This is a genomic window from Sphingobium sp. R-21 (assembly GCF_049913335.1).
Lineage (GTDB): Bacteria > Pseudomonadota > Alphaproteobacteria > Sphingomonadales > Sphingomonadaceae > Sphingobium.
Genome location: NZ_CP184374.1, coordinates 530312 through 555941 on the forward strand (window position 1 = coordinate 530312; position 25630 = coordinate 555941).

At 63.7% G+C, this 25630-nt stretch carries 26 protein-coding genes; 25 read left to right on the top strand and 1 reads right to left on the bottom strand.

What is annotated here, in order from left to right:
* Nucleotides 1–40 precede the first annotated feature (40 nt).
* The 25 genes from ACN9MX_RS02515 (at nucleotide 41) to ACN9MX_RS02635 (ending at nucleotide 24764) form a co-directional block, all read left to right on the top strand.
* Nucleotides 41–1243 (top strand): phosphoglycerate kinase, encoded by a 1203-nt coding sequence (locus ACN9MX_RS02515; protein WP_363825289.1) that lies wholly within the window; start codon nucleotides 41–43, stop codon nucleotides 1241–1243.
* Nucleotides 1244–1370: 127 nt separating this feature from the next.
* Nucleotides 1371–2267, top strand: a complete 897-nt coding sequence (locus ACN9MX_RS02520) for a fructose bisphosphate aldolase (RefSeq protein WP_363826585.1) — start codon at nucleotides 1371–1373, stop codon at nucleotides 2265–2267.
* 408 nt (nucleotides 2268–2675) lie between these two features.
* The gene (gene thiE / locus ACN9MX_RS02525) at nucleotides 2676–3371 is read left to right on the top strand and encodes a thiamine phosphate synthase (protein WP_363825292.1); all 696 of its coding nucleotides are present in this window, start codon (nucleotides 2676–2678) and stop codon (nucleotides 3369–3371) included.
* A 135-nt stretch (nucleotides 3372–3506) separates the two neighbouring features.
* Nucleotides 3507–4595 carry a L,D-transpeptidase family protein gene (locus ACN9MX_RS02530; protein ID WP_363825295.1) on the top strand — a complete coding sequence of 363 codons (1089 nt, stop codon included), beginning with the start codon at nucleotides 3507–3509 and terminating at the stop codon, nucleotides 4593–4595.
* The gene (locus ACN9MX_RS02535; RefSeq protein WP_363825298.1) at nucleotides 4592–5152 is read left to right on the top strand and encodes a M23 family metallopeptidase; all 561 of its coding nucleotides are present in this window, start codon (nucleotides 4592–4594) and stop codon (nucleotides 5150–5152) included. The genes ACN9MX_RS02530 and ACN9MX_RS02535 overlap by 4 nt, the downstream gene beginning before the upstream one ends.
* 99 nt (nucleotides 5153–5251) lie before the next feature.
* Nucleotides 5252–5815 carry an elongation factor P gene (efp, locus tag ACN9MX_RS02540; RefSeq protein WP_025549544.1) on the top strand — a complete coding sequence of 188 codons (564 nt, stop codon included), beginning with the start codon at nucleotides 5252–5254 and terminating at the stop codon, nucleotides 5813–5815.
* A 148-nt stretch (nucleotides 5816–5963) separates the two neighbouring features.
* Nucleotides 5964–6776 (top strand): inositol monophosphatase family protein, encoded by an 813-nt coding sequence (locus tag ACN9MX_RS02545; protein WP_363735205.1) that lies wholly within the window; start codon nucleotides 5964–5966, stop codon nucleotides 6774–6776.
* A gap of 130 nt (nucleotides 6777–6906) precedes the next feature.
* Entirely contained in the window at nucleotides 6907–7281 is a 375-nt protein-coding gene (locus ACN9MX_RS02550; protein ID WP_133651754.1) for an NADH-quinone oxidoreductase subunit A, read from the top strand.
* Nucleotides 7272–7826, top strand: coding sequence for a NuoB/complex I 20 kDa subunit family protein (locus ACN9MX_RS02555; RefSeq protein WP_022682903.1), 555 nt, complete (start codon nucleotides 7272–7274; stop codon nucleotides 7824–7826). Before ACN9MX_RS02550 ends, ACN9MX_RS02555 begins: the two co-directional genes overlap by 10 nt.
* A 1-nt stretch (nucleotide 7827) precedes the next feature.
* Nucleotides 7828–8589, top strand: a complete 762-nt coding sequence (locus tag ACN9MX_RS02560; protein ID WP_363825300.1) for an NADH-quinone oxidoreductase subunit C — start codon at nucleotides 7828–7830, stop codon at nucleotides 8587–8589.
* Nucleotides 8589–9824, top strand: a complete 1236-nt coding sequence (locus ACN9MX_RS02565) for an NADH-quinone oxidoreductase subunit D (RefSeq protein ID WP_363825303.1) — start codon at nucleotides 8589–8591, stop codon at nucleotides 9822–9824. Before ACN9MX_RS02560 ends, ACN9MX_RS02565 begins: the two co-directional genes overlap by 1 nt.
* A complete protein-coding gene (gene nuoE / locus ACN9MX_RS02570) occupies nucleotides 9824–10507 on the top strand; it encodes an NADH-quinone oxidoreductase subunit NuoE (protein ID WP_363825305.1) in 684 nt (227 codons plus the stop codon). The genes ACN9MX_RS02565 and nuoE overlap by 1 nt, the downstream gene beginning before the upstream one ends.
* Nucleotides 10504–11820, top strand: coding sequence for an NADH-quinone oxidoreductase subunit NuoF (nuoF, locus tag ACN9MX_RS02575; protein ID WP_363735200.1), 1317 nt, complete (start codon nucleotides 10504–10506; stop codon nucleotides 11818–11820). The genes nuoE and nuoF overlap by 4 nt, the downstream gene beginning before the upstream one ends.
* Nucleotides 11821–11822: 2 nt before the next feature.
* Nucleotides 11823–13829 (top strand): NADH-quinone oxidoreductase subunit NuoG, encoded by a 2007-nt coding sequence (nuoG, locus tag ACN9MX_RS02580; RefSeq protein ID WP_363825308.1) that lies wholly within the window; start codon nucleotides 11823–11825, stop codon nucleotides 13827–13829.
* Nucleotides 13826–14875, top strand: coding sequence for an NADH-quinone oxidoreductase subunit NuoH (gene nuoH / locus ACN9MX_RS02585; RefSeq protein WP_363825310.1), 1050 nt, complete (start codon nucleotides 13826–13828; stop codon nucleotides 14873–14875). The genes nuoG and nuoH overlap by 4 nt, the downstream gene beginning before the upstream one ends.
* A complete protein-coding gene (gene nuoI, locus ACN9MX_RS02590; RefSeq protein ID WP_022682896.1) occupies nucleotides 14872–15357 on the top strand; it encodes an NADH-quinone oxidoreductase subunit NuoI in 486 nt (161 codons plus the stop codon). The genes nuoH and nuoI overlap by 4 nt, the downstream gene beginning before the upstream one ends.
* A 30-nt stretch (nucleotides 15358–15387) precedes the next feature.
* On the top strand, nucleotides 15388–15999 hold the full coding sequence (locus tag ACN9MX_RS02595) for an NADH-quinone oxidoreductase subunit J (RefSeq protein WP_363735197.1): 612 nt from the start codon (nucleotides 15388–15390) through the stop codon (nucleotides 15997–15999).
* The gene (gene nuoK, locus ACN9MX_RS02600; RefSeq protein WP_004211745.1) at nucleotides 15996–16301 is read left to right on the top strand and encodes an NADH-quinone oxidoreductase subunit NuoK; all 306 of its coding nucleotides are present in this window, start codon (nucleotides 15996–15998) and stop codon (nucleotides 16299–16301) included. The genes ACN9MX_RS02595 and nuoK overlap by 4 nt, the downstream gene beginning before the upstream one ends.
* Before the next feature lie 6 nt (nucleotides 16302–16307).
* A complete protein-coding gene (nuoL, locus tag ACN9MX_RS02605; RefSeq protein WP_363825312.1) occupies nucleotides 16308–18365 on the top strand; it encodes an NADH-quinone oxidoreductase subunit L in 2058 nt (685 codons plus the stop codon).
* Entirely contained in the window at nucleotides 18365–19921 is a 1557-nt protein-coding gene (locus ACN9MX_RS02610) for an NADH-quinone oxidoreductase subunit M (protein ID WP_363753917.1), read from the top strand. The genes nuoL and ACN9MX_RS02610 overlap by 1 nt, the downstream gene beginning before the upstream one ends.
* Nucleotides 19921–21357 carry an NADH-quinone oxidoreductase subunit NuoN gene (gene nuoN, locus ACN9MX_RS02615; RefSeq protein ID WP_133651764.1) on the top strand — a complete coding sequence of 479 codons (1437 nt, stop codon included), beginning with the start codon at nucleotides 19921–19923 and terminating at the stop codon, nucleotides 21355–21357. The genes ACN9MX_RS02610 and nuoN overlap by 1 nt, the downstream gene beginning before the upstream one ends.
* Nucleotides 21354–22061 (top strand): biotin--[acetyl-CoA-carboxylase] ligase, encoded by a 708-nt coding sequence (locus tag ACN9MX_RS02620; protein ID WP_363826588.1) that lies wholly within the window; start codon nucleotides 21354–21356, stop codon nucleotides 22059–22061. The genes nuoN and ACN9MX_RS02620 overlap by 4 nt, the downstream gene beginning before the upstream one ends.
* Nucleotides 22062–22076: 15 nt before the next feature.
* Nucleotides 22077–22859, top strand: coding sequence for a type III pantothenate kinase (locus tag ACN9MX_RS02625; protein ID WP_133651765.1), 783 nt, complete (start codon nucleotides 22077–22079; stop codon nucleotides 22857–22859).
* Complete coding sequence (locus ACN9MX_RS02630; RefSeq protein ID WP_363825315.1) at nucleotides 22856–24493, top strand: ribonuclease J; 1638 nt, start codon at nucleotides 22856–22858, stop codon at nucleotides 24491–24493. Before ACN9MX_RS02625 ends, ACN9MX_RS02630 begins: the two co-directional genes overlap by 4 nt.
* A gap of 10 nt (nucleotides 24494–24503) precedes the next feature.
* Complete coding sequence (locus ACN9MX_RS02635; protein ID WP_363825318.1) at nucleotides 24504–24764, top strand: DUF1467 family protein; 261 nt, start codon at nucleotides 24504–24506, stop codon at nucleotides 24762–24764.
* 54 nt (nucleotides 24765–24818) lie between these two features.
* Here ACN9MX_RS02635 and ACN9MX_RS02640 read toward each other — a convergent pair whose 3' ends face one another.
* The gene (locus ACN9MX_RS02640) at nucleotides 24819–25499 is read right to left on the bottom strand and encodes a GNAT family N-acetyltransferase (protein WP_363825321.1); all 681 of its coding nucleotides are present in this window, start codon (nucleotides 25497–25499) and stop codon (nucleotides 24819–24821) included.
* Between the last annotated feature and the right edge of the window lie 131 nt (nucleotides 25500–25630).

The following is a 25630-nucleotide window of genomic DNA, read 5'->3' on the forward strand; positions in this document are numbered from 1 at the left end:
GTTTTTCAACATCATCCTTATTTCGCAGCAGGGAGCGATCATGGCAAAGCCGTTCAAGACACTCGACGACATGGGAGACATCACGGGCAAGGTGGTGCTGGTGCGCGAGGATCTGAACGTGCCGATGCAGGATGGTTCCGTCTCCGACGACACCCGCCTGCGCGCGGCGATGCCCACTGTGCTGGAGCTGGCGGATCGCGGTGCCAAGGTGCTGATCCTCGCGCATTTCGGTCGCCCCAAGGGCCAGAAGAACCCCGAATTTTCGCTTTCCAAGATCACTCGCCCGCTCAGCGCCGTGCTGGGCCGCGAGGTGCAGTTCATTCCCGACTGCCAGGGGGAGGCTGCGGTTGACGGCATCGCTGTGATGCGTCCCGGCGACATCGCCATTCTGGAAAACACCCGCTTCCATCCCGGCGAGGAAAAGAATGATCCGGCGCTGGTGGATGCGATGGCCGCGATTGGCGACTTGTACGTCAACGACGCCTTCTCCGCTGCGCACCGCGCGCATGCCTCGACCGAGGGGCTGGCGCACAAGCTGCCTGCCTTCGCCGGCCGTTCGATGGAAAAGGAACTGGACGCGCTGCAGGCCGCGCTGGGCGAGCCGGTGAAGCCGGTCGCCGCGGTCGTCGGTGGCGCGAAGGTTTCGACGAAGCTCGACGTGCTCAACAACCTGGTCGCCAGGGTCGATCATCTCATCATCGGCGGCGGCATGGCCAACACCTTCCTGTTCGCGCGCGGCGTGGATGTCGGCAAGTCGCTGTGCGAGAAGGACCTGGCGCAGACCGCGGACGCGATATTCGACAAGGCGGAAGCGGCGGGTTGCACCATCCATCTGCCCTATGATGTCGTCGTGGCGAAGGAATTCGCCGCCAATCCGCCGTCCTTGCGCACGTGCAACGTGCATGAAGTGGCGGAGGACGAGATGATCCTCGACGTCGGCCCCGCCGCTGTCGAGGCGCTGGGCGACGCGATCAAGAATTGCCGGACGCTCGTGTGGAACGGTCCGCTCGGCGCGTTCGAGATCGCGCCCTTCGACAAGGCGACCGTGGCACTGGCGAAGACGGCCGCCGCGCTCACCAAGGAAGGCGGCCTGACCTCCGTCGCGGGCGGTGGCGACACCGTCGCGGCGCTCAATCATGCCGGCGTGGCTGGCGATTTCAGCTTCGTCTCGACCGCCGGCGGCGCTTTCCTGGAATGGATGGAAGGCAAGGAGTTGCCGGGCGTGAAGGCGCTGATGGCCTGAACCGGATTGCGGGACCGGCCTGTGGAGAGTGGCCGGTCCGGCTCGACCGTGGACGCCGTGCAAGGGCGTCCTTTCCCCTAGACGCGCTGCCGGGAGGGCGGCGCATCCAACGAAGAGGTATGTGCAGATGCAGTTCGAGGACATGAAGGCGAAGATCGAGGGCGGCAACGGCTTCATCGCGGCGCTCGACCAGAGCGGCGGATCGACGCCCAAGGCGCTGAAGGGCTATGGCATCGAGGAAGATGCATGGGGCAGCGAAGAGGAGATGTTCGCACTGATCCACGACATGCGCAGCCGCATCATCACCGCGCCGGTCTTTTCGGGTGAAAAGGTGCTGGGCGCGATCCTGTTCGAGCGCACCATGGACGGCGAAGCGGGCGGCAAATCCGTGCCGCAGGCGCTGATCGAGCGCGGCGTGGTGCCCTTCATCAAGATCGACAAGGGCCTGGAGGACGAAGCGAACGGCGTGCAGTTGATGAAGCCCAATCCGGGGCTCGACACGCTGCTGCACCGCGCCAAGGCGCTGGGCGTGTTCGGCACCAAGGAGCGTTCGGTGATCAACCTCGCCAATCGGGAGGGCATCGCCGCCGTGGTGAAGCAGCAGTTCGAGGTCGGACGCCAGGTTCTGGCCGCGGGCCTGGTCCCGATCATCGAGCCGGAAGTGAATATCAAGAGCCCCGAACGTGCCGAGGCGGACCAGATCCTGCTGGAAGAGATCCTCAAGAATCTCGACGCGCTGCCGGGCGACGACAAGGTGATGCTGAAGCTGTCGCTGCCGACCAAGGCCGGCCTGTTCGATCCGCTGGTCGATCATCCCCGCGTGCTGCGCGTCGTGGCGCTTTCGGGCGGTTTTTCGCGTTCGGAAGCCTGCAAAGAGCTGGCCAGGAATCGCGGCATCATCGCCAGCTTCAGCCGTGCGCTGCTGAATGACCTGCGTCACCAGATGAGCGACGCCGAGTTCAACGCCTCGCTGGGCGAAGCGATCGACGAGATCCACGGCGCTTCGACCCAGAAGGCGGCCTGATCCATGATGACGGCCGCGAGCGCGGGTTAAGCGTTCGTGGCCGTCATACGGCCAAGGCGCAACGTGCTCCTGCGAAGGCAGGAGCCCAGTTTCGACGCCAGTTAATGGCCGCAGCGGCTGAACAGGGCCCTCGCGAGCCGCCTGTTTCGTTCGAGTGCCTTCGCAGGAGCACGGTTCGGCTCCGGCAGGGCAAAGACTAACTGCCCTCCGTCAACTCCTTCAAGATGCGGGCATCGATAATCGCCTGCGCGTCATGATCGCCGCCATTTTTTCCGGGTAGAAGTGGCCGCGCCAATCTCGGTAATTCCATCCCGAACATCCCATCCTGATCATGCGGGAGGAACGCAGGCGAGGGCGGATCGGCTCCACCCTTTTCCAACGCCATCAAAAGCGGCTAAGGCGAAGCCCATGACCGACTTTACCGATGAAGAGCTGGCGCTCGATCCCGATTTTGCGGCCCGGTTCGACAGCAACGACCGGCGGCCGCCCTGTCAGCTCTATCTGATTTCCCCGCCGGCAATCGACACGGGCTTTGTCGGCAACCTTGCCGCTGCCTTTGACGGCGGCGGGGTTGCGGCCTTCCAGTTGCGGTTGAAGGGACTCGACGAAGATGCCGTCGCCCGCGCCGCAGAGCCGCTGCAAAGGCTCTGCGCGGATCGGGACGTGGCCTTCATCATCAATGACAGCATGACGCTGGCAAAGCGCCTGGGCGCCGATGGCGTCCATCTGGGGCAGGGCGACGGCGATGCGCGTGAGGCGCGCAAGCTGCTCGGTCCTTCGGTGCAGATCGGCATCACCTGCCATGACAGCCGCCATCTGGCGATGGAGGCGGGGGAGGCGGGCGCAGACTATGTCGCTTTCGGTGCCTTCTTTCCCACGACCACCAAGGAAACGCTCCACCGGCCTGACCCGTCTATCCTGGGCTGGTGGACCGCATTGTTCGAACTGCCCTGCGTGGCGATCGGCGGGATCACGCCGGACAATGCCGCGCCGCTGGTGAAGGCCGGCGCGGATTTCCTGGCGGTGAGTTCGGCGGTATGGGCCCATCCGCAGGGGCCGCAGGCGGGCGTGGCGGCGTTCGGGCCGGTGCTGGCGCAGCCATAGTTTCTCCCGCTCCTGCCCTGGCAGGCGCATGTCAGGAAGGCGGCCAGGAAAGCAGGCAGGCAGCTTTCCCGCATTTCACGCGTTTTCTCTCCCGCAATAGGGCCACAACAGGGCCAAAATAGGGAGAGTATCGCCTTGAAAACCTGTCCGCTGATCCTGACGCTGCTCTGTGCGGCCTGCAATATGACGGTGACGGACGCGAACGAGACCGCGCCGGCCAAGCAGACGAAGGAGACCGCCTCGCGCCCGTCCGCGCCAGCCGGCGATCCCTACGCCTTCGTCATCCTGCCAGAGCCGGTCGGTGCGCCAGCGCGTGCGGATCGGGTGTTGCAGGCGCAGGTGGCGCTGGACAGGGCCGGCTTCTCGCCGGGCGTGCTGGATGGAAAGGAGGGCATGTCCTTCTCCACCGCGCTCAAGGGTTTTCAGGAGGCCAGGGGCCTGCCGCCCACGGGGCAATATGATGACGCGACGGCAAAGGCCCTTCTGGGTGACAGGCCGCCTCCTGCCACCTGGCTGGTGAAGATACCCGCCGCGTTTGCCCGCGGCCCGTTCTACGCCATCCCCAGGGATCTCAACGATCAGGCGAAGCTGCCCGCGCTCGGCTATCGCAATCTGCTGGAAAAGCTGGCGGAGCGTTTCCACACCCGGCCGGAGGCGCTGGTCGCGCTCAACCCGCCGAACAGCAGGATCGGGCCAGGCGCCACGGTCCGCGTGCCCGCCATCGCCAACCAGCCCGTCGCCCGGATCGAGGGGGACGAGCGGGGATGGGGCGCGACGCTTGCGAGCCTTGCCGTCGCCCGGGACCAGCCGCAGGCCGACCATATAGTCGTCGACAAGTCGGACGGGGTGCTGAGGGCCTATGACGCCGACAATCGACTCATTGCCCAATTCCCCGCCACCATGGGGTCGCAGCACGATCCCCTGCCAATCGGAACATGGGAAATCAAGGGATTGAGCCGCAATCCTGACTTCCATTATAATCCCAACCTGTTCTGGGATGCGGCCTCGACCGATCAGAAGGCGGTGTTGAAGCCTGGTCCCAACGGCCCTGTGGGCGTGGTGTGGATCGACCTTTCCAAACCGCATTACGGCATCCACGGCACGCCCGAGCCGCAGTTGATCGGGCGGACAGAAAGCCATGGCTGCATCCGGCTCACCAATTGGGATGCCGCCCGGCTGGCGCAGATGGTGAAGTCCGGCGTCAAGGCGGTATTCCAGCCATGAGGGCGCGCGGTTGGGCCGGTATCGGCCTGGCCGTGCTGGTCGGCGCTGCCGTGCTGCGCAGTTGCGTGCGGATCGTCCCGGCGGGAGCGCCCGAGCCGTCCCGTCCCGCGACGGTGCGGGCAGGGGGATTGCTGATCCCGGTCGAAGGCGTGCCGCCCTCCGCGCTCAACGACAGCTTCACCCAGGCGCGGGCAAGCGGCGCGCGCCCGCATGATGCGATCGACATCATGGCGGCGCGGGGCAGGGCGGTGCTGGCGGCGGCGGACGGACGGATCGAAAAGCTGTTCTGGAGCGGGGAGGGCGGGCGCACGATCTATGAACGGTCGGCGGACGGTCGGCGCATCTATTATTATGCGCATCTGGACAGCTATGCGCCGGATCTCGCGGAAGGGCAGGCGGTAAGGCGCGGACAGCGCATCGCAAGCGTCGGCAGCACGGGCAATGCAGATCCGGCGGCGCCGCATCTGCACTTCGCGGTGCATGAAATGCGTCCGGGAGAACCCTGGCATGGCGGGCGGGCGATCAATCCCTATCCGTTGCTGGCGGCAAGGCGATAGGCGCCGCCTCTTGCCCTTTCGCCCTCATCCATGTAAGGGCGCGGCCAGCCTCCAGAGGCCGGCTCTTTTCACCTTCAGACATATAGGCAGGCTCTTCCCATGAAGATCAGCGGCGTCGAGATTCGTCCCGGCAACAACATCGAATATGACGGCAGCCTCTGGCGCGCCGTGAAGATCCAGCATACCCAGCCCGGCAAGGGCGGCGCCTATATGCAGGTGGAACTGAAGAACCTGATCGACGGGCGCAAGAACAATGTCCGCTTCCGTTCCGCCGAGACGGTGGAGCGCATCCGCCTCGACACCAAGGATTTCCAGTATCTCTATGCGGAAGGCGACATGCTCGTCTTCATGGACACGGAAACCTATGAGCAGATCAACCTGCCCCAGGATCTGGTGGGCGACGCATCGGCCTTCCTGCAGGACGGCATGATGGTCATGCTGGAAATGTATGAGGAACGCCCGATCTCCGTGCAGCTTCCCGAAACGGTCGAGGCGACCGTCGTGGAGGCCGATGCCGTGGTGAAGGGGCAGACCGCTTCGGCGAGCTACAAGCCCGCCATCCTCGACAATGGCGTGCGCGTCATGGTGCCGCCGCACATCGTCACCGGCACGCGCATCGTCGTCGACGTGTATGAGCGCGAATATGTGAAGCGCGCGGATTGATATCCGATTCCCCCTCCCGCTGGCGGGAGGGGTCAAGGGGTGGGTGGCGAGCATAAGCGAGCTTCCTGCCCTTTCCGTTTTCAAAAAGGCCGCTGACCCGGCCGCCCACCCCCGGCCCCTCCCTCTGCGGGAGGGGGGAGACAAAAAAATGGTATCGCACTCGGGCCTCTTGACCGTCATGGAACGCGCCGCGCGCAAGGCAGGCTCCAGGCTGCGCCGCGACTTTGGCGAGGTCGAACATCTGCAGGTGTCGCGCAAGGGACCGGCGGACTTCGTGTCCAAGGCCGACCAGCAGGCGGAAAAGACGCTGGTCGAGGAATTGCAGAAGGCCCGGCCCGACTGGGGCTTCCTGCTGGAGGAAGGTGGCGAGATCGCCGGCGACCCCAACAAGCCGCGCTGGATCATCGATCCGCTCGACGGCACCAGCAATTTCCTCCACGGCATCCCGCACTTCGCGATCTCCATCGCAGTCGAGGAGCCGCTGTATGGCGGCAAGCGGGAGGTGACGACCGGCCTCGTCTATCAGCCGGTGACCGACGAAAGCTATTGGGCGGAAAAGAGCAGGGGCGCCTGGCGCCACGACCAGCGGCTGCGCGTTTCGGCGCGGCGTGATCTGGGTGATTGCCTGATCGCCACGGGCATCCCCTTCCTGGGACATGGCGATTTCGCGCAATGGACGCGCATCTTCGGGGCGGTCGCTCCTTCGGTGGCCGGCATCCGCCGGTTCGGCGCGGCATCGCTGGACCTCGCCCATGTCGCCTCCGGTCGCTATGACGGCTTCTGGGAGAGCGGCCTTCAGCCTTGGGACGTCGCGGCGGGCCTGCTGATGGTGCGGGAGGCGGGCGGCTTCGTGTCCGACTTCCGCGGCGGTGACCAGCCGATCGAGCGCAAGGAAGTGATCGCCGGCAACGATGCCATCCACAGCAAATTGCATAAGTTGGTGGCTGGAGCGCTGCGCTGAGGCAGGGCCTTTGATAGCGTGAAGACATAGCAGCAATTGTTGCGAATCATTCTCATGCCTCCGGGCCTTGCTTCGCATATGCAGCGGGCCTAAAGCGCGGCCGTAAATCATTTTCGCCCAGGGGATTCCGTTGGTCGATCTAGCCCAATATCTGCCGATCCTGATCTTTCTCGGGATCGCCTTGCTGCTTTCTAGCGCGTTCGTGTTCCTGCCGATGCTGGTGGGGCGCCTTACCGGCGCGCATCAGCCCGACCCGGCCAAGCTCAGCGAATATGAATGCGGTTTCCCGGCGTTCGAGGAACCGCGCAGCCAGTTCGACGTGCGATTCTATCTCGTCGCGATCCTGTTCATCATCTTCGATCTGGAGGCGGCGTTTCTCTACCCCTGGGCGGTCAGCCTGCAGCAGATCGGCTGGGCCGGCTGGGCGACGATGATGATCTTCATAGCGGAGCTGGTGCTCGGCCTCGTCTATGCGTGGAAGAAGGGAGCACTCGATTGGGAGTAGAACTTGAGCGGCCCGCGCCTGGCACCCTGCTGCCCGCCGGAACCCAGCCCGACCAGGATTTCTTCAACGCGTTGAACAGCGAGGTGAGCGACAAGGGCTTCCTGGTCACCTCGACAGAGGAACTGTTCCAATGGGCTCGCACCGGCTCGCTCTGGTGGATGACCTTTGGCCTCGCCTGTTGCGCGGTGGAGATGATCCACGTCAACATGCCGCGTTACGACATGGAGCGCTTCGGCGCCGCGCCGCGGGCTTCCCCGCGCCAGTCCGACGTGATGATCGTGGCAGGCACCCTGTGCAACAAGATGGCTCCGGCGTTGCGCAAGGTTTACGACCAGATGTCCAATCCGAAATATGTGATTTCGATGGGCAGCTGCGCGAACGGGGGCGGCTATTATCACTACAGCTATTCGGTGGTGCGCGGCTGCGACCGCATCGTGCCGGTCGACATCTATGTGCCGGGTTGCCCGCCGACCGCGGAAGCCCTGCTCTATGGCGTAATGCAGCTGCAGCGGAAAATCCGCCGCATCGGGACGATTGAGCGCTGATATGGGTCATTCTGCTCCTAGAATCGCGACCATAGACGGGATCGCGCAGGAAATTGCCGGCCTGCTGGGATCGATGCTGGTCGAAACCGTCGACCATGCCGATGAGCTGAGCTTCACCGTCGTTCGGGAAAAGCTGGCGGACGCGATGGTCCTGCTGCGCGACCGCGCGCAATATCAGCAGCTGATGGAAATCGCCGGCGTCGACTATCCCGACCGCCCGGAGCGGTTCGAGGTCTGCTATCATCTGCTGAGCGTCACGCGGAACCACCGCGTTCGGGTCAAGGTACAGACCGATGAGGACATGCCTGTTCCCACCGTCACGCACATCTGGCCGGTCGCCGGCTGGCTGGAGCGGGAGGTGTTCGACATGTACGGCGTCATCTTCGAGGGCAATGCCGACCTGCGCCGCATCCTGACCGACTATGGTTTCAAGGGCCATCCGCAGCGCAAGGACTTCCCGCTGACCGGCTATGTCGAGATGTGGTATTCCGAAGAGGACAAGCGTGTCGTCTACAAGCCGGTGAAGCTGGCGCAGGATTTCCGCCAGTTCGATTTCATGAGCCCGTGGGAAGGCGCGCAATATGTGCTGCCGGGCGATGAGAAGGCGCCACAGGCGCCCGGTGCTCCAACGCCCGCCGCCGCTCCGCCGCCGCCCGCCGCTCCCAAGGGCGGCACGCCCAAGACGACCGATAAGCCAGGCGTCAGCGGGGCAGGGGAGCCGGCCGACAGCGAGGCGAACAAGAAGTCCGAGGACAAGGCCTGATGTCCGATTATCTGGAAAAGCTGGACCATGTTACCGATGCGGCGGACCCGTCGTTCGGCGATACGGAAATCCAGAACTATACGATCAACTTCGGTCCGCAGCATCCCGCTGCGCACGGCGTGCTGCGCCTGGTCATGGAGCTGGACGGGGAGATCGTCGAGCGCTGCGACCCGCATGTCGGGCTGCTGCATCGCGGCACCGAAAAGCTGATCGAATACAAGACCTATCTCCAGGCGCTGCCCTATTTCGACCGGTTGGACTATTGTTCGCCGCTGGGCATGGAGCATAGCTATGTCCTTGCCATCGAAAAGCTGCTGGACCTGGAAGTGCCGCTGCGCGCGCAATATCTGCGCGTGTTCTTCGCGGAACTGACCCGCATCTGCAATCACATGCTGAACCTGGGTTCGCACGTCATGGACGTAGGCGCGATGACGCCGAACCTGTGGCTGTTTGAAATTCGCGAGGATTGCCTCAACTTCTTCGAGCGCGCTTCGGGCGCCCGCATGCACTCGGCCTATTTCCGGCCGGGCGGCGTGCATCAGGATGTGCCGCTCAAGCTGCTGACCGACATTGCCGACTGGCTCGACACCCGCCTGCCGCGCCTGTTCGAAGACGCGATGAGCCTGGTGGTCGACAACCGCATCTTCAAGCAGCGCAACGTCGACATCGCCGTGGTTAGCAAGGAAGACGCGCTGAAATGGGGCTTCTCCGGGCCGATGATCCGTGGCTCCGGTATCCCCTGGGATATCCGCAAGGCGCAGCCCTATGACGTTTATGACCGGATGGAATTCGACGTTCCGGTCGGTACCAATTTCGACTGCTATGACCGGTTCATGGTGCGGGTCGAGGAAGTCCGCCAGTCCGCGCGGATCATGAAGCAGTGCCTCAACGAAATGCCGGAAGGGCCGATCGCCAGCTTCGACCGCAAGGTTTCGCCGCCCAAGCGTGGCGAAATGAAGCGCTCGATGGAAGCGCTGATCCATCACTTCAAGCTCTATACCGAGGGCTTCCACGTCCCGGCGGGCGAAGTCTATGTCGCCACCGAAAGCCCCAAGGGCGAGTTCGGCGTCTATCTGGTCGCGGACGGCTCCAACAAGCCCTATCGCTGCAAGATCCGTCCGACCGCCTTTAGCCACCTGCAGGCGATGGATTTCATGATGAAGGGCCACATGCTGGCCGACACAACCGCTGTCCTGGGCGCCATGGACATCGTGTTTGGAGAATGTGACCGCTAATGGCTGACGCAGTTCATATCCCGGACGAGGCCGAAACGCGCGCGCGCTGGGGCGCGTTCGCGTGGACGACCGAAAATGCCGAACAGGCGAAGAAGGTCATCGCCCGCTATCCCGCCGGCCGTCAGCAGTCGGCGGTGATGCCGCTGCTCGACCTCGCCCAGCGTCAGGTCGGCGTGGAAACGCAGACCAACGGCTGGCTGCCGGTGCCGGTGATGGAATATATCGCCGACCAGCTCGAAATGCCGTACATGCGCGTTTACGAGGTCGCGACCTTCTACACCATGTATAATCTGGCGCCGGTCGGCCGCTATCATGTGCAGGTCTGCGGCACGACGCCCTGCATGCTGCGCGGCTCCGACGACGTGTTTTCGGCCTGCAAGAACAAGGGTCTGGTCAAGGGCGGCACCACGCCGGACGGCCTGTTCACGCTGACGGAGGTCGAGTGTCTGGGCGCCTGCGCCAATGCGCCGATGGTCCAGATCAACGACGATAATTTCGAAGACCTGACCTATGACAGCATGAGCGCGATCCTCGACGATCTCGCCGCTGGCAAGCAGCCCAAGATCGGGCCGCAGATCGAGCGTCAGACGAGCGCGCCGGAAGGTGGGCCGACGACCCTCAGGGAAATGGTCAGCGAAAATCACGATTATCGCGGCCAATGGAATGTGGGAGCGGAGGCATGAGCGACGTGATTGCGCCTCTCAGCGACAAGGATCGCATCTTCACCAACGTCTATGGCTTCCAGGACTGGGGCATCGACGCGGCGATCAAGCGCGGCGATTGGGATAATACCAAGAAGCTGCTGGAAATCGGCCAGGACGAGATCATCGAGCGCATCAAGGCGTCCGGCCTGCGCGGCCGTGGCGGCGCGGGCTTCCCGACCGGCATGAAGTGGAGCTTCATGCCCAAGGAAAGCAGGGACGGTCGTCCGAGCTTCCTCGTCATCAACGCCGACGAGTCCGAGCCGGGTAGCTGCAAGGATCGGGAGATCATCCGCCACGATCCGCACAAACTGATCGAAGGCGCGCTGGTCGCCGGTTTCGCGATGCGGGCGCGCGCGGCGTACATCTATATTCGGGGCGAGTTCATCTACGAGGCGAAGGTGCTCTTCGCTGCCGTCGAGCAGGCCTATGAAAAGGGCTTCCTCGGCAAGAATGCCTGCGGTTCGGGCTATGATTTCGACGTCTTCGTCCATCGCGGCGCGGGCGCCTATATCTGCGGCGAGGAAACCGCGCAGATCGAAAGCCTGGAGGGCAAGAAGGGCCAGCCCCGGCTCAAGCCGCCTTTCCCGGCCGGCGCTGGCCTCTATGGCTGCCCGACCACGGTCAACAACGTCGAATCGATCGCGGTCGCGCCGACCATCCTGCGTCGCGGAGCCGCATGGTTCTCCAGCTTCGGGCGGGAGAACAACAAGGGCACCAAGCTCTTCCAGATCAGCGGCCATGTGAACAAGCCCTGCGTCGTCGAGGAATCGATGGGCATCAGCTTCAAGGAACTGATCGACCGGCATTGCGGCGGCATTCGCGGCGGCTGGGACAATCTGCTGGCGGTGATCCCCGGCGGCTCCTCTGTGCCGCTGGTGCCGGCCAAGGAGATCATGGACGCGCCGATGGATTTCGACGGCCTGCGGGCGCTGGGCTCCGGCCTTGGCACCGCTGCCGTCATCGTCATGGACAAGTCGACCGACATCGTCCGCGCCATTTCGCGCCTCTCCTACTTCTACAAGCATGAGAGCTGCGGCCAGTGCACGCCCTGCCGCGAAGGCACCGGCTGGATGTGGCGGGTGATGGAGCGGCTGCGCACCGGCGATGCCGACCAGAGCGAGATCGACATGCTGTTCCAGGTCACCAAGCAGGTCGAAGGCCACACCATCTGCGCGCTCGGCGACGCGGCGGCCTGGCCGATCCAGGGCCTGATCCGGCATTTCCGGCCTGAGATCGAGCGCCGGATCAATGAGAACAAGGGTAACGCCCCGGTCATGGAGGCAGCGGAGTAACCATGCCGAAGGTCAAAGTAGACGGCGTAGAACTCGAAGTTCCGGCGGGCGCGACGGTCCTCCAGGCCTGCGAGCTGGCGGGCAAGGAAATCCCGCGCTTCTGCTATCATGAGCGCCTCAGCATTGCGGGCAATTGCCGCATGTGCCTGGTCGAGGTGAAGCCTGGGCCGCCCAAGCCGCAGGCAAGCTGCGCGCTCCCCGCTGCCGAAAATCAGGAAATCTTCACCCAGACCGAGATGGTGAAGAAGGCGCGTGAGGGGGTGATGGAGTTCCTGCTCATCAATCACCCGCTCGACTGCCCGATCTGTGACCAGGGCGGCGAGTGCGACCTGCAGGACCAGTCGGTGGCCTATGGCCGTGGCGGCAGCCGCTTCGAAGAGAATAAGCGCGCCGTTACCGAGAAATATATGGGTCCGATCGTCAAGACGGTCATGACCCGCTGCATCCAGTGCACCCGCTGCGTGCGCTTTGCCGAGGAAGTCGCGGGCGTGCCGGAAATCGGCGCCATCTATCGCGGCGAGAATATGCAGATCACCACCTATCTCGAACATGCCGCCAAGAGCGAGCTGTCGGGCAATGTGGTCGATCTCTGCCCGGTCGGCGCGCTGACGTCGAAGCCCTATGCGTTCGAGGCGCGTCCCTGGGAACTGAAGAAGACCCATGCCATCGACGTTATGGACGCTGTCGGCACCAACATCCGCCTCGACAGCCGCGGCCGCCAGGTGCTGCGCGCCGTGCCGCGCATCAACGATGATGTGAACGAGGAGTGGGCGAGCGACAAGACCCGGCACAATGTCGACGGGCTGGTCCGCAAGCGTCTGGACAAGCCGTTCGTGCGCAAGGACGGCAAGCTGGTTCCGGTGACCTGGGCAGAGGCCTTTGCCGCCATCGCCGCGGTCCAGCATGGCGGCAGCGTTGCGGCGCTGGCGGGTGACCTGCTCGATTGCGAGACGATGTTCGCCGGCAAGCTGCTGGTCGAACGGCTCGGCGGCACCATGCTGGAAGGGCGTCAGACCGGCCTTGCCTATGACGTGTCCAGCCTGAGCGCGGTCAACTTCAATACCACCCTGAACGGCATCGAGACGGCCGACGTCATCCTGCTGGTGGGCACCAATCTGCGCTGGGAAGCGCCGCTGGTGAACACCCGCATCCGCAAGGCGATCAAGAAGGGCGCCAAGGTCTTCGCTCTCGGCCCGCAGGTCGACCTCACCTACAAGGTCGAATGGCTGGGCAATGACGCCTCGCTGCTCGCGAAGCTGCCGCAAGCAGTGGTGGAAGCCTTCGGCAAGGCCGCGCGTCCGGCGATGATCGTCGGCGGCGGCGTGCTGGCCAAGGACGGCGCACATGGCGACACGCTGGCGCTGGTCGAAACGCTGGGCCTCATCAAGGATGGCTGGAACGGCTATAACGTCCTGCACTTCGCGGCGGCGCGCATGGGCGGGCTGATGCTCGGCTATGCGACGCAGGGCGGCGTCAAGGCGGTGGCGGCGGCCAAGCCGAAGCTGCTTTTCTCGCTCGGTGCGGACGAAGTCGACTATTCGGCGTTCGAGGACAGCTTCAAGGTCTATGTCGGCCACCATGGCGACAAGGGAGCGCATGCGGCGGACGTGATCCTGCCGGGCGCGAGCTATGCGGAGAAGGCAGGCACTTACGTCAACCTGGAAGGCCGCGTGCAGCGTGGCGAAAAGGCCGTGTTCGCGCCGGGCGACGCGCGCGAGGACTGGTCGATCCTGCGGGCCTTGTCGGAAGTGCTGGGCGCGACCCTGCCTTTCGACAGCTTCGAGGCTTTGCGCGCCGAAATGGCCAAGGCGGTTCCGGCGCTGGGCGTCGAGGGCCTGGCCGATTATGGCTGGTCCAGCCCCAAGCTTCCGACCGGCGCCACCGGTGAATTCGGTTCGCCGATCAAGGATTTCTACCTGACCAACGCCATCTGCCGCGCCAGCCCGACGATGCAGCAATGCTCGGCCGAACTGATCCATGGCGAGACCTATGCGGAGGCCGCAGAGTGACCGCTTTCTTCCAAAATCTCGGCCTCCCCTTTGAAGGCGCCTGGCTGCTTTCCACGATCATCGGCATTCTGGTGATTGCCCTGCCGCTGATGCTGGCGGTGGCGATGATCATCTATGCCGACCGCAAGATCTGGGCGGCCATGGCGCTGCGCCGTGGTCCCAACGTCGTCGGTCCCTTTGGCCTGCTCCAGTCCTTCGCGGACGGCGCAAAGGTCTTCCTTCAGGAAACCATCATCCCGTCGGCCGCGAACCGCGCACTCTTCCTGATCGCGCCGATCATCACCTTCACGGTGGCGCTGATCGCCTGGGCGGTGATCCCGTTCCAGGTCGGCGTGGTGGTCGCCAACATCAATGTCGGACTGCTCTACATTCTGGCCGTCAGCTCGCTTGGCGTGTACGGCATCGTGCTGTCGGGCTGGGCGTCCAACTCCAAATATCCCTTCTATTCCGCGATCCGCGCCAGCGCGCAGATGATCTCCTATGAAGTCTCGATCGGCTTCATCCTGGTCTGCGTCGTGCTCTGGGCCGGCAGCTTCAACCTGACCGCGATCGTCGAAAGCCAGAAGGGCTATTATGGCTTCCTGAACGGCAACGGCTTCAACCCGCTGCTCTTCCCGATGGCGATCATGTTCCTGATCTCCGCCATGGCGGAAACCGGTCGCGCGCCGTTCGACCTCACAGAAGCGGAATCGGAACTCGTCGCGGGTTACCAGACCGAATATTCGTCCATGGCCTTCGCGCTCTTCTGGCTCGGCGAATATGCGAACGTCATCCTGATGTGCGCGCTCAACGCGATCCTCTTCTGGGGCGGCTATCTGCCGCCGCTCGACTGGGCGCCGCTTTATTATGTGCCGGGCATCATCTGGCTGCTCGCCAAGATCGCCTTCTTCTTCTTCGTCTTCTCCTGGGTGAAGGCGACGGTGCCCCGCTACCGTTACGACCAGCTGATGCGGCTGGGCTGGAAGATCTTCCTGCCGACCTCGCTCTTCTTCGTCTTCCTGGTTTCGGGCTTCCTCATGTTCACGCGTTACGGAGGCGCTCAATGAGCCTCGGCTACTACGTCAAGTCCTTCACCCTCTGGGAGTTCGTGAAGGCGCACGCCCTGACCTTGAAATATTTTTTCAAGCCCAAGGCGACGATCAACTACCCCTATGAGAAGAACCCGATCTCGCCGCGGTTCCGGGGCGAGCATGCGCTGCGCCGCTACCCCAATGGGGAAGAGCGCTGCATCGCGTGCAAGCTGTGCGAGGCCATCTGCCCGGCGCAGGCGATCACCATCGAGGCGCAGCCGCGCGAGGACGGCAGCCGTCGCACCACGCGCTACGACATCGACATGACCAAGTGCATCTATTGCGGCTTCTGTCAGGAAGCCTGCCCGGTGGACGCGGTCGTCGAGGGTCCGAACTTCGAATTCTCGACCGAAACCCGCGAGGAGCTGATCTACGACAAGGCCAAGCTCCTTGAAAATGGTGACAAGTGGGAGCGCGCGATCGCCGCGAACCTTGCCGCCGATGCACCCTACCGTTAAGCCGCAGCCGCCGAAGGGGAACATGATCCTGTGATTCACGTGCTTGCCTTTTACCTGTTCGCCGCGATCGTGGTGTGCAGCGGCGCGCTTACGATCCTGTCGCGCAATCCGGTTCATTCGGTGCTGTGGCTGATCCTCGCCTTCTTCAACGCGGCGGGGCTGATGGTCCTGCTGGGCGCTGAATTCATCGCGATGCTGTTGGTCATCGTCTATGTAGGGGCGGTCGCCGTGCTGTTCCTGTTCGTGGTCATGATGCTTGACATCGACTTCGCCGAACTGCGTGCCGGTTTCGTTGATTATCTTCCCTTCGGGCTGCTGATCGCGCTGGTGCTGCTGGCGGAGATCGTGCTGGGCATCGGCCTCTGGCGTGCCGGGCCCATCGAACTGGCGCAGCGCGCGGCGCCGATGAAGCCGGAGCTCAGCAATATCCAGGCGATCGGGACGCTGCTCTATACGCGCTACATCTTCCTGTTCGAAGCGGCGGGCATAGTCCTGCTGGTGGCGATGATCGGCGCGATCGTGCTGACCCATCGTGCCCGTGGCGGCGTGCGCGGCCAGAACATCGCCCGCCAGAATCGCCGTCGTCCCGAAGACGCCGTGCGTAACGTCAATCAGCCAGTTGGGCAGGGGGTGGAGCTGTGATCGGCCTTCAGCACTATATGGTGGTCAGCGCGATCCTCTTCGTGATGGGGGTGCTGGGCATCTTCATCAACCGCAAGAATGTCATCATCATCCTGATGGCGATCGAGTTGATCCTGCTCAGCGTGAATATCAACCTTGTCGCCTTCAGCGCCTTCCTCGGCGATCTGGTCGGACAGGTTTTCAGCATGTTCGTGCTGACCGTCGCGGCGGGTGAGGCGGCCATCGGCCTTGCCATCCTCGTCATCTATTTCCGCGGTCGCGGCACCATCGCCGTCGACGATGTCAATCGGATGAAGGGCTAAAGCTCGATGATCCAGCTTATCGTCCTTCTCCCCTTGCTGGCTGCTGCCATCGCCGGCCTTGGCAACAAGGCGCTCGGCAAATTGCCGGCGAAGATCGTCACCACCGGCGCGCTCTTTGCCTCCTGCGCGATGAGCTGGCCGATCTTCATCAGCTTCCTGACCGGCCATGCCGAACCCTATGTGGCGCCGGCCTTCACCTGGATCCAGTCAGGCAGCTTCGACGCGCAATGGGCCCTGCGGGTCGACACGATGACCGCGGTCATGCTGGTGGTGATCACCAGCGTGTCGAGCCTCGTCCACCTCTACAGCTGGGGCTATATGGAGGAGGAGCCGGACCAGCCGCGCTTCTTCGCCTATCTGTCGCTCTTCACCTTCGCGATGCTGATGCTCGTGACGGCGAACAACCTGCTTCAGATGTTCTTCGGCTGGGAAGGCGTGGGCCTTGCTTCCTATCTGCTGATCGGCTTCTGGTTCCGCAAGCCATCGGCCAATGCGGCCGCGATCAAGGCTTTCGTCGTCAACCGCGTCGGTGACCTTGGCTTCATGATGGGCATTTTCGGCACCTATCTGGTGTTCAACACCATCTCGATCCCGGAAATCCTTGCGGCAGCGCCCTCCATGGCGGGTTCGACCATCGGTTTCCTCGGTCACCGCTTCGACACCATGACCGTGCTTTGCCTGCTGCTGTTCATCGGCGCGATGGGCAAGTCGGCGCAGCTTGGCCTCCACACCTGGCTGCCGGACGCGATGGAAGGCCCGACCCCGGTGTCGGCGCTGATCCACGCCGCGACCATGGTGACCGCAGGCGTGTTCATGGTGTGCCGCCTGTCACCCATGTTCGAAACCTCGCCGACGGCGTTGGGCTTCGTGACCTTCATAGGCGCGGCGACCTGCCTGTTCGCGGCGACCGTGGGCACGGTGCAGAACGACATAAAGCGCGTCATCGCCTATTCGACCTGTTCGCAGCTTGGCTATATGTTCTTCGCGGCGGGCGTCGGTGCCTATGGCGCGGCGATGTTCCACCTCTTCACCCATGCCTTCTTCAAGGCGCTGCTGTTCCTTGGCGCCGGTTCGGTCATCCACGCGATGCACCATGAGCAGGACATGCGTTACTATGGCGCTCTCAGGAAGGAGATCCCGATCACCTTCTGGACGATGACGCTGGGCACGCTCGCCATCACGGGCGTCGGCATCCCGCTGGCTGGTTATGGCTTTGCCGGCTTCTATTCGAAGGACGGCATTCTCGAAGCGGCCTATGCTTCGGGCGGATCGGGCGTTGGTGCCTATCTGGTCGGCGTGTTCGCGGCTTTGCTCACCAGCTTCTACAGCTGGCGCCTGGTGTTCCTGACCTTCTTCGGCAAGCCTCGCTGGGCCGCTTCGGAACATATCCAGCATGCCGTCCACGGCCATCATGAGGGTGTGGACGAAGAGGACGGCCATGGTCACGATGCCCACGGTCATGACGATCATGACCACCATGCTCATGAGCAGACCGGCACGGCGGGCTATCATCCACACGAAAGTCCGTGGGTGATGCTGATCCCGCTGGTGTTGTTGAGCCTGGGCGCGGTGTTTGCCGGCTTCCTCTTCCATGACCAGTTCATCGGTCCGGAAGGCGGCATCGAGTTCTGGAAGGGCGCGCTCGCGTTCGACAGTCACCTGATGCATGCGAGCCATGAAGTTCCGACCTGGGTCAAATTCGGTCCCTTCGCGGTGATGATCACCGGCCTCGCGATCGCCTGGCTGAGCTACATTAAGAACACCGACTGGCCGCGGCGTTTCGTCGCTACCTTCGGTGCGCTGTACCAGTTCCTGCTCAACAAATGGTATTTCGACGAGCTGTATCATTTCCTGTTCGTCAAGCCTGCCTTCGCCATCGGCCGCTTCTTCTGGAAGTTCGGTGATGTGGGCTTCATCGATCGCTTCGGCCCGAATGGTCTGGCTGCGCTGGTCGTGCAGGGCAATAAAGTCACCCGTCGGCTTCAGTCCGGCTACCTCTACACTTACGCGCTGGTGATGCTGATTGGCCTCGCCGCGGCCGCAACCTGGGCGATGACACGATAATGGACGGCTTCCCCATCCTTTCCCTGATGATGGCAGTGCCGATGGCGGGGGCCATCGCCTGTCTCTATGCAGGAGCCAGTCAGGCGCGTTTGATCGCGCTGGTGGCGACGCTGGTCGATCTCGTCCTGGGCGTCGTGCTCTGGATGAATTTCGACCAGTCGGGCACGGCGGCCCAGTGGCAGTTCCAGGAATATGCGCCGATCTTCGGCCGCTTCGCCTGGGCGTTGGGCATCGATGGCATCGCGCTGGTGTTGATCATGCTGACGGTGTTCCTGATGCCGATCTGCATCGGGGCGAGCTGGCTCGCGATCGAGAAGCGCGTCGGCGAATATATGGCGGCCTTCCTGTTCATGGAGGTGCTGATGATCGGCGTCTTCACGGCGCAGGATCTCTACCTTTTCTATATCATGTTCGAAGCCGGCCTGATCCCGATGTACCTCATCATCGGCATCTGGGGCGGGGCGGATCGCATCTACGCTTCGTACAAATTCTTCCTCTACACGCTGCTCGGCTCGGTGCTGATGCTGATCGCGATGATGTGGATGGTGCATGAAGCGGGCACGACCGACATCCCGACATTGATGGCCTATAATTTCGATCCGCATGTCCAGGTCTGGTTGTGGCTCGCCTTCTTCGCCAGTTTCGCGGTGAAGATGCCGATGTGGCCGGTCCACACCTGGCTCCCCGACGCGCACGTGCAGGCGCCGACGGCGGGGTCGGTCATTCTGGCCGGTGTGCTGCTGAAAATGGGCGGCTACGGCTTCATCCGCTTCTCGCTGCCGATGTTCCCCGAAGCGTCCGCGCAACTCGCGCCGCTGGTCTGGGGCCTCTCGATGGTCGCGGTCGTCTATACCAGCCTCGTCGCGCTGGTTCAGTCCGACATGAAGAAGCTGATCGCCTATTCGTCGGTCGCGCATATGGCCATCGTCACCGTCGGTCTGTTCGCGTTCAACCAGGCGGGCATCGAAGGCGCGATGATGGTGATGCTGGGCCATGGCCTGGTGTCGGGCGCGCTCTTCCTCTGCGTCGGCGTCATCTACGACCGGCTGCATACCCGCGAGATCAGCCGTTATGGCGGCCTCAGCATCAACATGCCGAAATATGCGGTTCTGTTCATGCTGTTCACCATGGCGTCGGTCGGTTTGCCGGGCACCAGCAACTTCGTGGGCGAATTCCTCTCGCTGATGGGCATCTATCAGGCGTCGAGCTGGGTCGCACTGGTCTGCACCACCGGCATCATTCTGGGCGCGGCCTATATGCTCTATCTCTATCGCCGCATCTGCTATGGCGAGCAGAAGAATGCGGACGCGGCCGCCATGCCCGATCTGTCGATGCGCGAAGTCTGGCTGCTGGCGCCGATTGCCGCCGCCGTGCTGTGGATGGGCATCTATCCCGAGAGCTTCTTGGCGCCCATGCGGTCTGACATCCGTGCGCTTGAAGCGCGCATCGCCTCTGCCGCGCCTGCGGGAGACTCCAAGATCAAAATGGGTCCGGCCATCCCGGCTGCGGAGGCCCATCATGAAGAAGCTGCTGCCGCGCATGGGGAGGCGCACTGATGATTGATTCCGCTTCCCTTCTGGCAGTCCTGCCGGAACTCATCCTGACGGCCGGTGGCCTGATCCTGATGCTGATCGCGGCCTATGGCGGTGATGCGACGGCCCGCGTCATCAACTGGCTGTCGGTGCTGACGCTGGCGGTGGCGGGCGTGGCGCTGTCCTGCTCGCTCGCCCATGGGCCGGTGGCCTTTGACGGGCTGGTGCGGGCCGACGCCTTCTCGGTCTTTGCGAAGGCGCTGATCTATGGCGCAGCGGCGGCGGCGATCCTGCTGGCGCCTCGCTATTTCATCACCGGCGGGGCGCTGCGTCCCGAATATCCGATCCTGATCCTCTTCGCCGCCATCGGCATGGGGATGATGGTGTCGGCAGGCGACATGCTGACGCTTTATGTCGGCCTCGAAATGAACAGCCTTGCCTCCTATGTGCTGGCGAGCTTCATGCGTCAGGATGAACGCTCCTCCGAAGCGGGCCTCAAATATTTCGTTCTCGGTTCGCTGGCGAGCGGCATCCTGCTCTACGGCATTGCGCTGCTCTACGGTTTCACCGGCAGCACCGCGTTCGACGGCATTGCGGTCGCGCTGGGCGATGGCGTGTCGAAGGGCGAGCTGTTCGGCCTGGTGTTCGTGCTCGCTGGCCTGGCGTTCAAGATCAGCGCCGTGCCGTTCCATATGTGGACGCCGGACGTGTACGAAGGCGCGCCGACGCCGGTCACGACCTTCTTCGCCAGCGCGCCGAAGGTTGCGGCCATGGGCCTCACCGTCCGCGTCGCGATAGAGGCGCTCGGTCCGGCCGGACTTGACTGGCAGCAGGTGGTGATCTTCGTGGCGCTCGCCTCGATCCTCTTCGGCGCGGTCGCGGCTATCGGCCAGACCAATATCAAGCGCCTGATGGCCTATTCGTCGATCAACAATGTCGGCTTCGCGCTGATCGGTCTCGCTGCCGGGACGCCTGCCGGCGCGGCGGCGACGATGAGCTATATGGCGATCTACGTGGTCATGACCATCGGCGGTTTCGCCTGCATCCTGCAGATGCGCGATGCGGATGGCCGTCCGGTCGAGACCATTGCAAGCCTTGCCGGCCTGTCGCGCTCCCGCAAGGGACTGGCGGCGGCGCTGGCGATCTTCATGTTCTCCATGGCCGGCATTCCGCCGCTCTTCGGCTTCTGGGCGAAGTTCCTGGTGTTCGACGCGGCAGTGGCGGCCGGCCTGACGGCACTGGCCGCCTTCGGCATCGCCATGTCGGTGATCGGCGCCTTCTATTATCTGAAGGTCATCAAGACGATGTATTTCGATGAGCCGGCGGCGCCCTATGAAGCGCGCGGCGGTGCTGTCGAGAATATCATCCTGACGGCATGCGCCGCGGTGATCGTCCTTGGTTACTTCCTCAATCCCGTCCTCGACAAGGCGAGCGCGGCGGCAGCGGCGTCGCTGTTCTGACCGAGCTTCGCTTCGTTGCGGAGACTGGCTCCACCAATGCCGACATGCTTGCATTGGTGGGGCAAGGCGCTTCTGAGGGCTGTTGGCTGCGCGCGGGGCGGCAGACCGGCGGACGCGGTCGAATGGGACGCCATTGGGAAAGTCCTGAAGGCAATCTCTACTGCTCGACCGTGATCCGGCTGCGAGATGGCGATCCCCCGCCGCATACGCTGGCCCTGGTCGCGGCCAATGCTGTCCATGCCCTGCTGGCGCCGCTTTGCGCGGGAGAAGTGCGGATCAAATGGCCCAATGACGTGCTGGCCGACGGCGCGAAGATCGCCGGTATCCTGCTCGAACGGACCGGCGATGCCGTTGTCGCCGGGATTGGCATCAATGTGACGGGGCATCCGGTCGGACTGGACCGGCCAGTGACCAGCCTCCTTGCGCAGGGAATGCCGGATGGCGACGCGGCCGCGCTGCAGGTCCGGCTTGCCGAGCTTTTTGCCCATTGGCTGGCGATCTGGCGGGTGCAGGGGCTGGATCCGGTGCGCGCGCACTGGCTCGCCAACGCGCATCCCGCCGGCACGCCGATGCGGGTGGTGCCGCCCGACGGCGCGACGGTCGAAGGCAGCTTCGATACCCTTGACCGCGACGGCATGCTGATCCTGCGCTTGGCGAACGGTGAGAGCCGTGCCATTCATGCCGGCGATATCCTTCTCATCTGACATCGGGGATCGGCCATGCTTCTCGCGATCGACGCGGGTAACACCAATGTGGTTTTTGCGCTGCTCGAAGGGCGGGATATACGCGCCCGCTGGCGGATCGCGACAGATCCCCGGCGCACCGCCGACGAATATGCGGTGTGGCTGAACCAGCTTCTGATGCTGGAAGGCTACAGGATCGCGGATGTCGAGGCGGTGATCATAGCGACCGTCGTCCCGCGCGCGCTGCACAATCTCCAGGTGCTGGCGGAGAAATATTTCAAGACGACGGCGCTTCTTGCGGGCCAGGCGCCAGTGGAGTGGGGCATTCAGCTGGACGTCGCCGAACCGGCGTCGGTCGGCGCGGACCGGGTTGTAAATGCCATCGCCGCGCACCATCTTCATGCCGAAGACCTGATCGTCATCGATTTCGGCACGGCCACGACCTTCGACGTCATCGACTATCACGGCGCCTACAAGGGCGGCATCATCGCGCCGGGCATCAACCTGTCGCTGGACGCGCTGGTTGCTGCGGCCGCGAAGTTGCCGAAGATCGCGATCGCCCCGCCGGAAAACCGATCGGTCATCGGCCGCACCACGGAAGCGCAGATGCATATCGGCGTATTCTGGGGATATGTGGCGATGATGGAAGGGCTGGTCGCTCGTATTCGCGCCGAAATCGGCCGTCCTTCGAAGGTGATTGCAACCGGGGGCCTCGCGGTCCTCTTCGACGACAATAGCGATATTTTCGATGCGATCGCGCCCGATCTCACGATCCAGGGCCTCGCATTGCTGTATGAACGGAGTTTGAAATCAGAATGACACCTGGAAATGAGCTGATCTTCCTGGCCCTTGGCGGTTCGGGGGAGATTGGCATGAACGTCAATCTATATGGTTGCCAGGGCAAATGGGTGATGGTCGACCTGGGCCTGACCTTTGCCGATCCCGCTTATCCCGGCGTGGAACTGGTGCTGCCGGACCTGAGCTTCATCGAGGATCGGAAGGATGACCTGCTGGGCATCGTCCTGACCCATGGGCATGAGGACCATATCGGCGCCATACCCTATCTCGCGGCGGATCTCGGCGTGCCGCTCTACGCGACGCCGTTCACCGCGGGGCTGATCCGGCTGAAGCTGGATGAGGAAGGGCTGACGGCGGAGGTCGAACTCAACGTCATCGACAATGAGGGCAGCTTCGCGCTGGGGCCGTTCGGTTTCCGCTATGTGCCGCTTGCCCACTCGATTCCCGAGGGCAATGCGGTGCTGATCGACACGCCTTTTGGAAAGGTCTTCCACACCGGCGACTGGAAGCTGGATGAGACGCCGCTGCTGGGCCAGCCCTCGACACCGGAGGAATTGACGGCGATCGGCGACGAGGGCGTGCTGGCGCTGGTGTGCGACAGCACCAATGTCTTCAATCCGGAGGCAAGCGGGTCGGAGGGCGATGTCCGCGAAGGACTGATGGAGACGATCAGGGGCGCGAAGGGGCGCGTGCTTGTCACCACCTTCGCCTCCAATGCCGCCCGCCTGCAGACCCTGGGTGAGGTCGCCAACACCGTCGGGCGCAAGCTCTGCGTGGCCGGGCGCTCGCTCGACCGGATCATCTCGACGGCGCGGACGGCTGGCTATCTCCGGGATTTCCCGCCCACCGTCGATTGGGACGATGCCATGGCCCTGCCGCATGATGAGGTGATGATCATCGCCACGGGCGGGCAGGGGGAGGCGCGGGCGGCCTTGTCGCGCATCGCCTTCGACAGCCATCCGATCAAGCTGGGCGAGGGCGATCTGGTCGTCTTCTCCTCCAAGCAGATTCCGGGCAATGAAATCGCCATCGGCCGCATCCAGAACGCGCTGGCGGCCAAGGGCGTGCTGATGGTCACCGACCGCCAGGCGGAGGTCCACGTATCGGGCCATCCGGGGCGGCCGGAGCTGGAGGCCATGTATCGCTGGGTGCGGCCGCAGATATTGCTGCCGGTCCATGGCGAGCGGCGGCATATGGCGGAACAGGCCCGCCTGGGCCTGGCGAGCGGCGTGCCCCGTGCGGTGGTCCAATCCAATGGCGATGTGCTGCGGCTCGCGCCCAACGGGCCGGAGATTATCGGCAATCAGGGGACAGGGCGACTGGTGCTGGATGGCGACGTCATCCTGCCGGCTGACGGCGCGACGATGAACGAGCGGCGCAAGGTCGCGCTGCATGGCCAGATCAGCGTCGCGGTGGCGCTGGACGGCAAGGGCAGGGTCATCGGTTCCCCGGCCTTGCGCACCCAGGGCGTGCCTGTGGAGGAAGACAAGGCCGCCTTTCTTGAGGAAGCTGCCGAAGAGGCGGCGGGCGCCATTGCCAAGGGATCGCAGGAAGAAGAGGCGCTTCGCGAGCGGATAAGGCTGGCGGTACGGCGCACCGCGACGCGCTGGACCGGCAAGAAGCCGGTGGTGGACGTGCTGCTCATTAGGGCCTAAGCCTGCGCCCATGAACTGGTATGCCAGCTTTGCGATATATATATTGTTCTGGGTGATCAGCGCCTTCATCGTGCTGCCCTTCGGCATCCGCACGCCCGATGAAACAGGTGAGGTCCTGCACCCGGGACAGGCGGACAGCGCGCCGAGCAATTTCCGCCCCGGCAGTGTGGTGATTCGCGCGACGATCCTCTCGGCTGCCCTGTTCGGCCTCTATTACGCCAATTATGTCGAAGGCTGGGTCACGCTGGAGCGCTTCACGCATATCAGCTGAAAGTCAGGCTGACGCCACCTGATCAAGCGCCCTGAGCCCGTGCCGCCAGGAAATTCAGCCGGCGGCGATCACCATCATGTGCATCCGCGCCCTTATGCGGAAGCCAAGCGTTTCGTAGAGCGCCACTGTCGCCTCATGCGCGGCATAGGCGTGGAGGAACGGCGTTTCGCCGCGTTGCAGCATGGCGCGAGCAACGACCTGCATCAGCCCTTTCGCATGACCCCGTCCGCGATGGTCGGGGTGTGTGCAAACGCCGCTGACCTCGGCAAAGCCCGGCACGCGCATCCGCTCGCCGGCCATGGCGATCAGCCTGCCTTCTTCCCTGATACCGACGAAACGGCCAAGACGATGGGTGAGGGGCAGGAACGGCCCCGGCTTCGTCATCAGGGCAAGGGCACGCATCTCCGCGGCATCCTGGTCAGTCAGAACGGCCGGTTCCAGGGCAGGGGCCTCGCCGGCAATATCTTCCGCCACCATCTGCGCCAGCATCGCCTCCCGGATCAGGCGCGTACCCGGTGGGGGGCTTTGTGGCTCGGGTTCCACGATCCACAACTCGCCCCCTTCGGGCACCAAGGCAGCCAGCGCCGCCTGCGCTGCGGGGCTGCCGTCGGCCGCGGCGGCGAATGGGCCATAACGCGGGTCGATCCGCAGCGCGAACCCATCCCCTTCGGCCAATGACGCCCAGCCGCTGTTGAGGGCGTGCCAGATGGGGCGGTGAAGAGGATGGAACGACATGATGGCGCCATTTTCCTGGTTGGAGTCCGGGAAAGCAAGCCCTTGCTGCATCACCCTGCTGGATCATCCTCAATGCCCGATTGATTCCGTAACGATCCCCTTTTTTACGGCACTTCCGGGCGCGCCGATTT

Bases quoted from the DNA above. Each gene is read 5' to 3' on its own strand.
- ACN9MX_RS02515 (WP_363825289.1), top strand. From the start codon at position 41: ATGGCAAAGCCGTTCAAGACACTCGACGACATGGGAGACATCACGGGC.
- ACN9MX_RS02610 (WP_363753917.1), top strand. From the start codon at position 18,365: ATGGACGGCTTCCCCATCCTTTCCCTGATGATGGCAGTGCCGATGGCG.
- ACN9MX_RS02565 (WP_363825303.1), top strand. From the start codon at position 8,589: ATGTCCGATTATCTGGAAAAGCTGGACCATGTTACCGATGCGGCGGAC.
- nuoI (WP_022682896.1), top strand. From the start codon at position 14,872: ATGAGCCTCGGCTACTACGTCAAGTCCTTCACCCTCTGGGAGTTCGTG.
- efp (WP_025549544.1), top strand. From the start codon at position 5,252: ATGAAGATCAGCGGCGTCGAGATTCGTCCCGGCAACAACATCGAATAT.
- ACN9MX_RS02520 (WP_363826585.1), top strand. From the start codon at position 1,371: ATGCAGTTCGAGGACATGAAGGCGAAGATCGAGGGCGGCAACGGCTTC.
- ACN9MX_RS02545 (WP_363735205.1), top strand. From the start codon at position 5,964: ATGGTATCGCACTCGGGCCTCTTGACCGTCATGGAACGCGCCGCGCGC.
- ACN9MX_RS02630 (WP_363825315.1), top strand. From the start codon at position 22,856: ATGACACCTGGAAATGAGCTGATCTTCCTGGCCCTTGGCGGTTCGGGG.
- nuoF (WP_363735200.1), top strand. From the start codon at position 10,504: ATGAGCGACGTGATTGCGCCTCTCAGCGACAAGGATCGCATCTTCACC.
- nuoN (WP_133651764.1), top strand. From the start codon at position 19,921: ATGATTGATTCCGCTTCCCTTCTGGCAGTCCTGCCGGAACTCATCCTG.
- ACN9MX_RS02535 (WP_363825298.1), top strand. From the start codon at position 4,592: ATGAGGGCGCGCGGTTGGGCCGGTATCGGCCTGGCCGTGCTGGTCGGC.
- nuoL (WP_363825312.1), top strand. From the start codon at position 16,308: ATGATCCAGCTTATCGTCCTTCTCCCCTTGCTGGCTGCTGCCATCGCC.
- nuoE (WP_363825305.1), top strand. From the start codon at position 9,824: ATGGCTGACGCAGTTCATATCCCGGACGAGGCCGAAACGCGCGCGCGC.
- thiE (WP_363825292.1), top strand. From the start codon at position 2,676: ATGACCGACTTTACCGATGAAGAGCTGGCGCTCGATCCCGATTTTGCG.
- ACN9MX_RS02625 (WP_133651765.1), top strand. From the start codon at position 22,077: ATGCTTCTCGCGATCGACGCGGGTAACACCAATGTGGTTTTTGCGCTG.
- ACN9MX_RS02635 (WP_363825318.1), top strand. From the start codon at position 24,504: ATGAACTGGTATGCCAGCTTTGCGATATATATATTGTTCTGGGTGATC.
- ACN9MX_RS02560 (WP_363825300.1), top strand. From the start codon at position 7,828: ATGGGTCATTCTGCTCCTAGAATCGCGACCATAGACGGGATCGCGCAG.
- nuoG (WP_363825308.1), top strand. From the start codon at position 11,823: ATGCCGAAGGTCAAAGTAGACGGCGTAGAACTCGAAGTTCCGGCGGGC.
- ACN9MX_RS02640 (WP_363825321.1), bottom strand. From the start codon at position 25,499: ATGTCGTTCCATCCTCTTCACCGCCCCATCTGGCACGCCCTCAACAGC.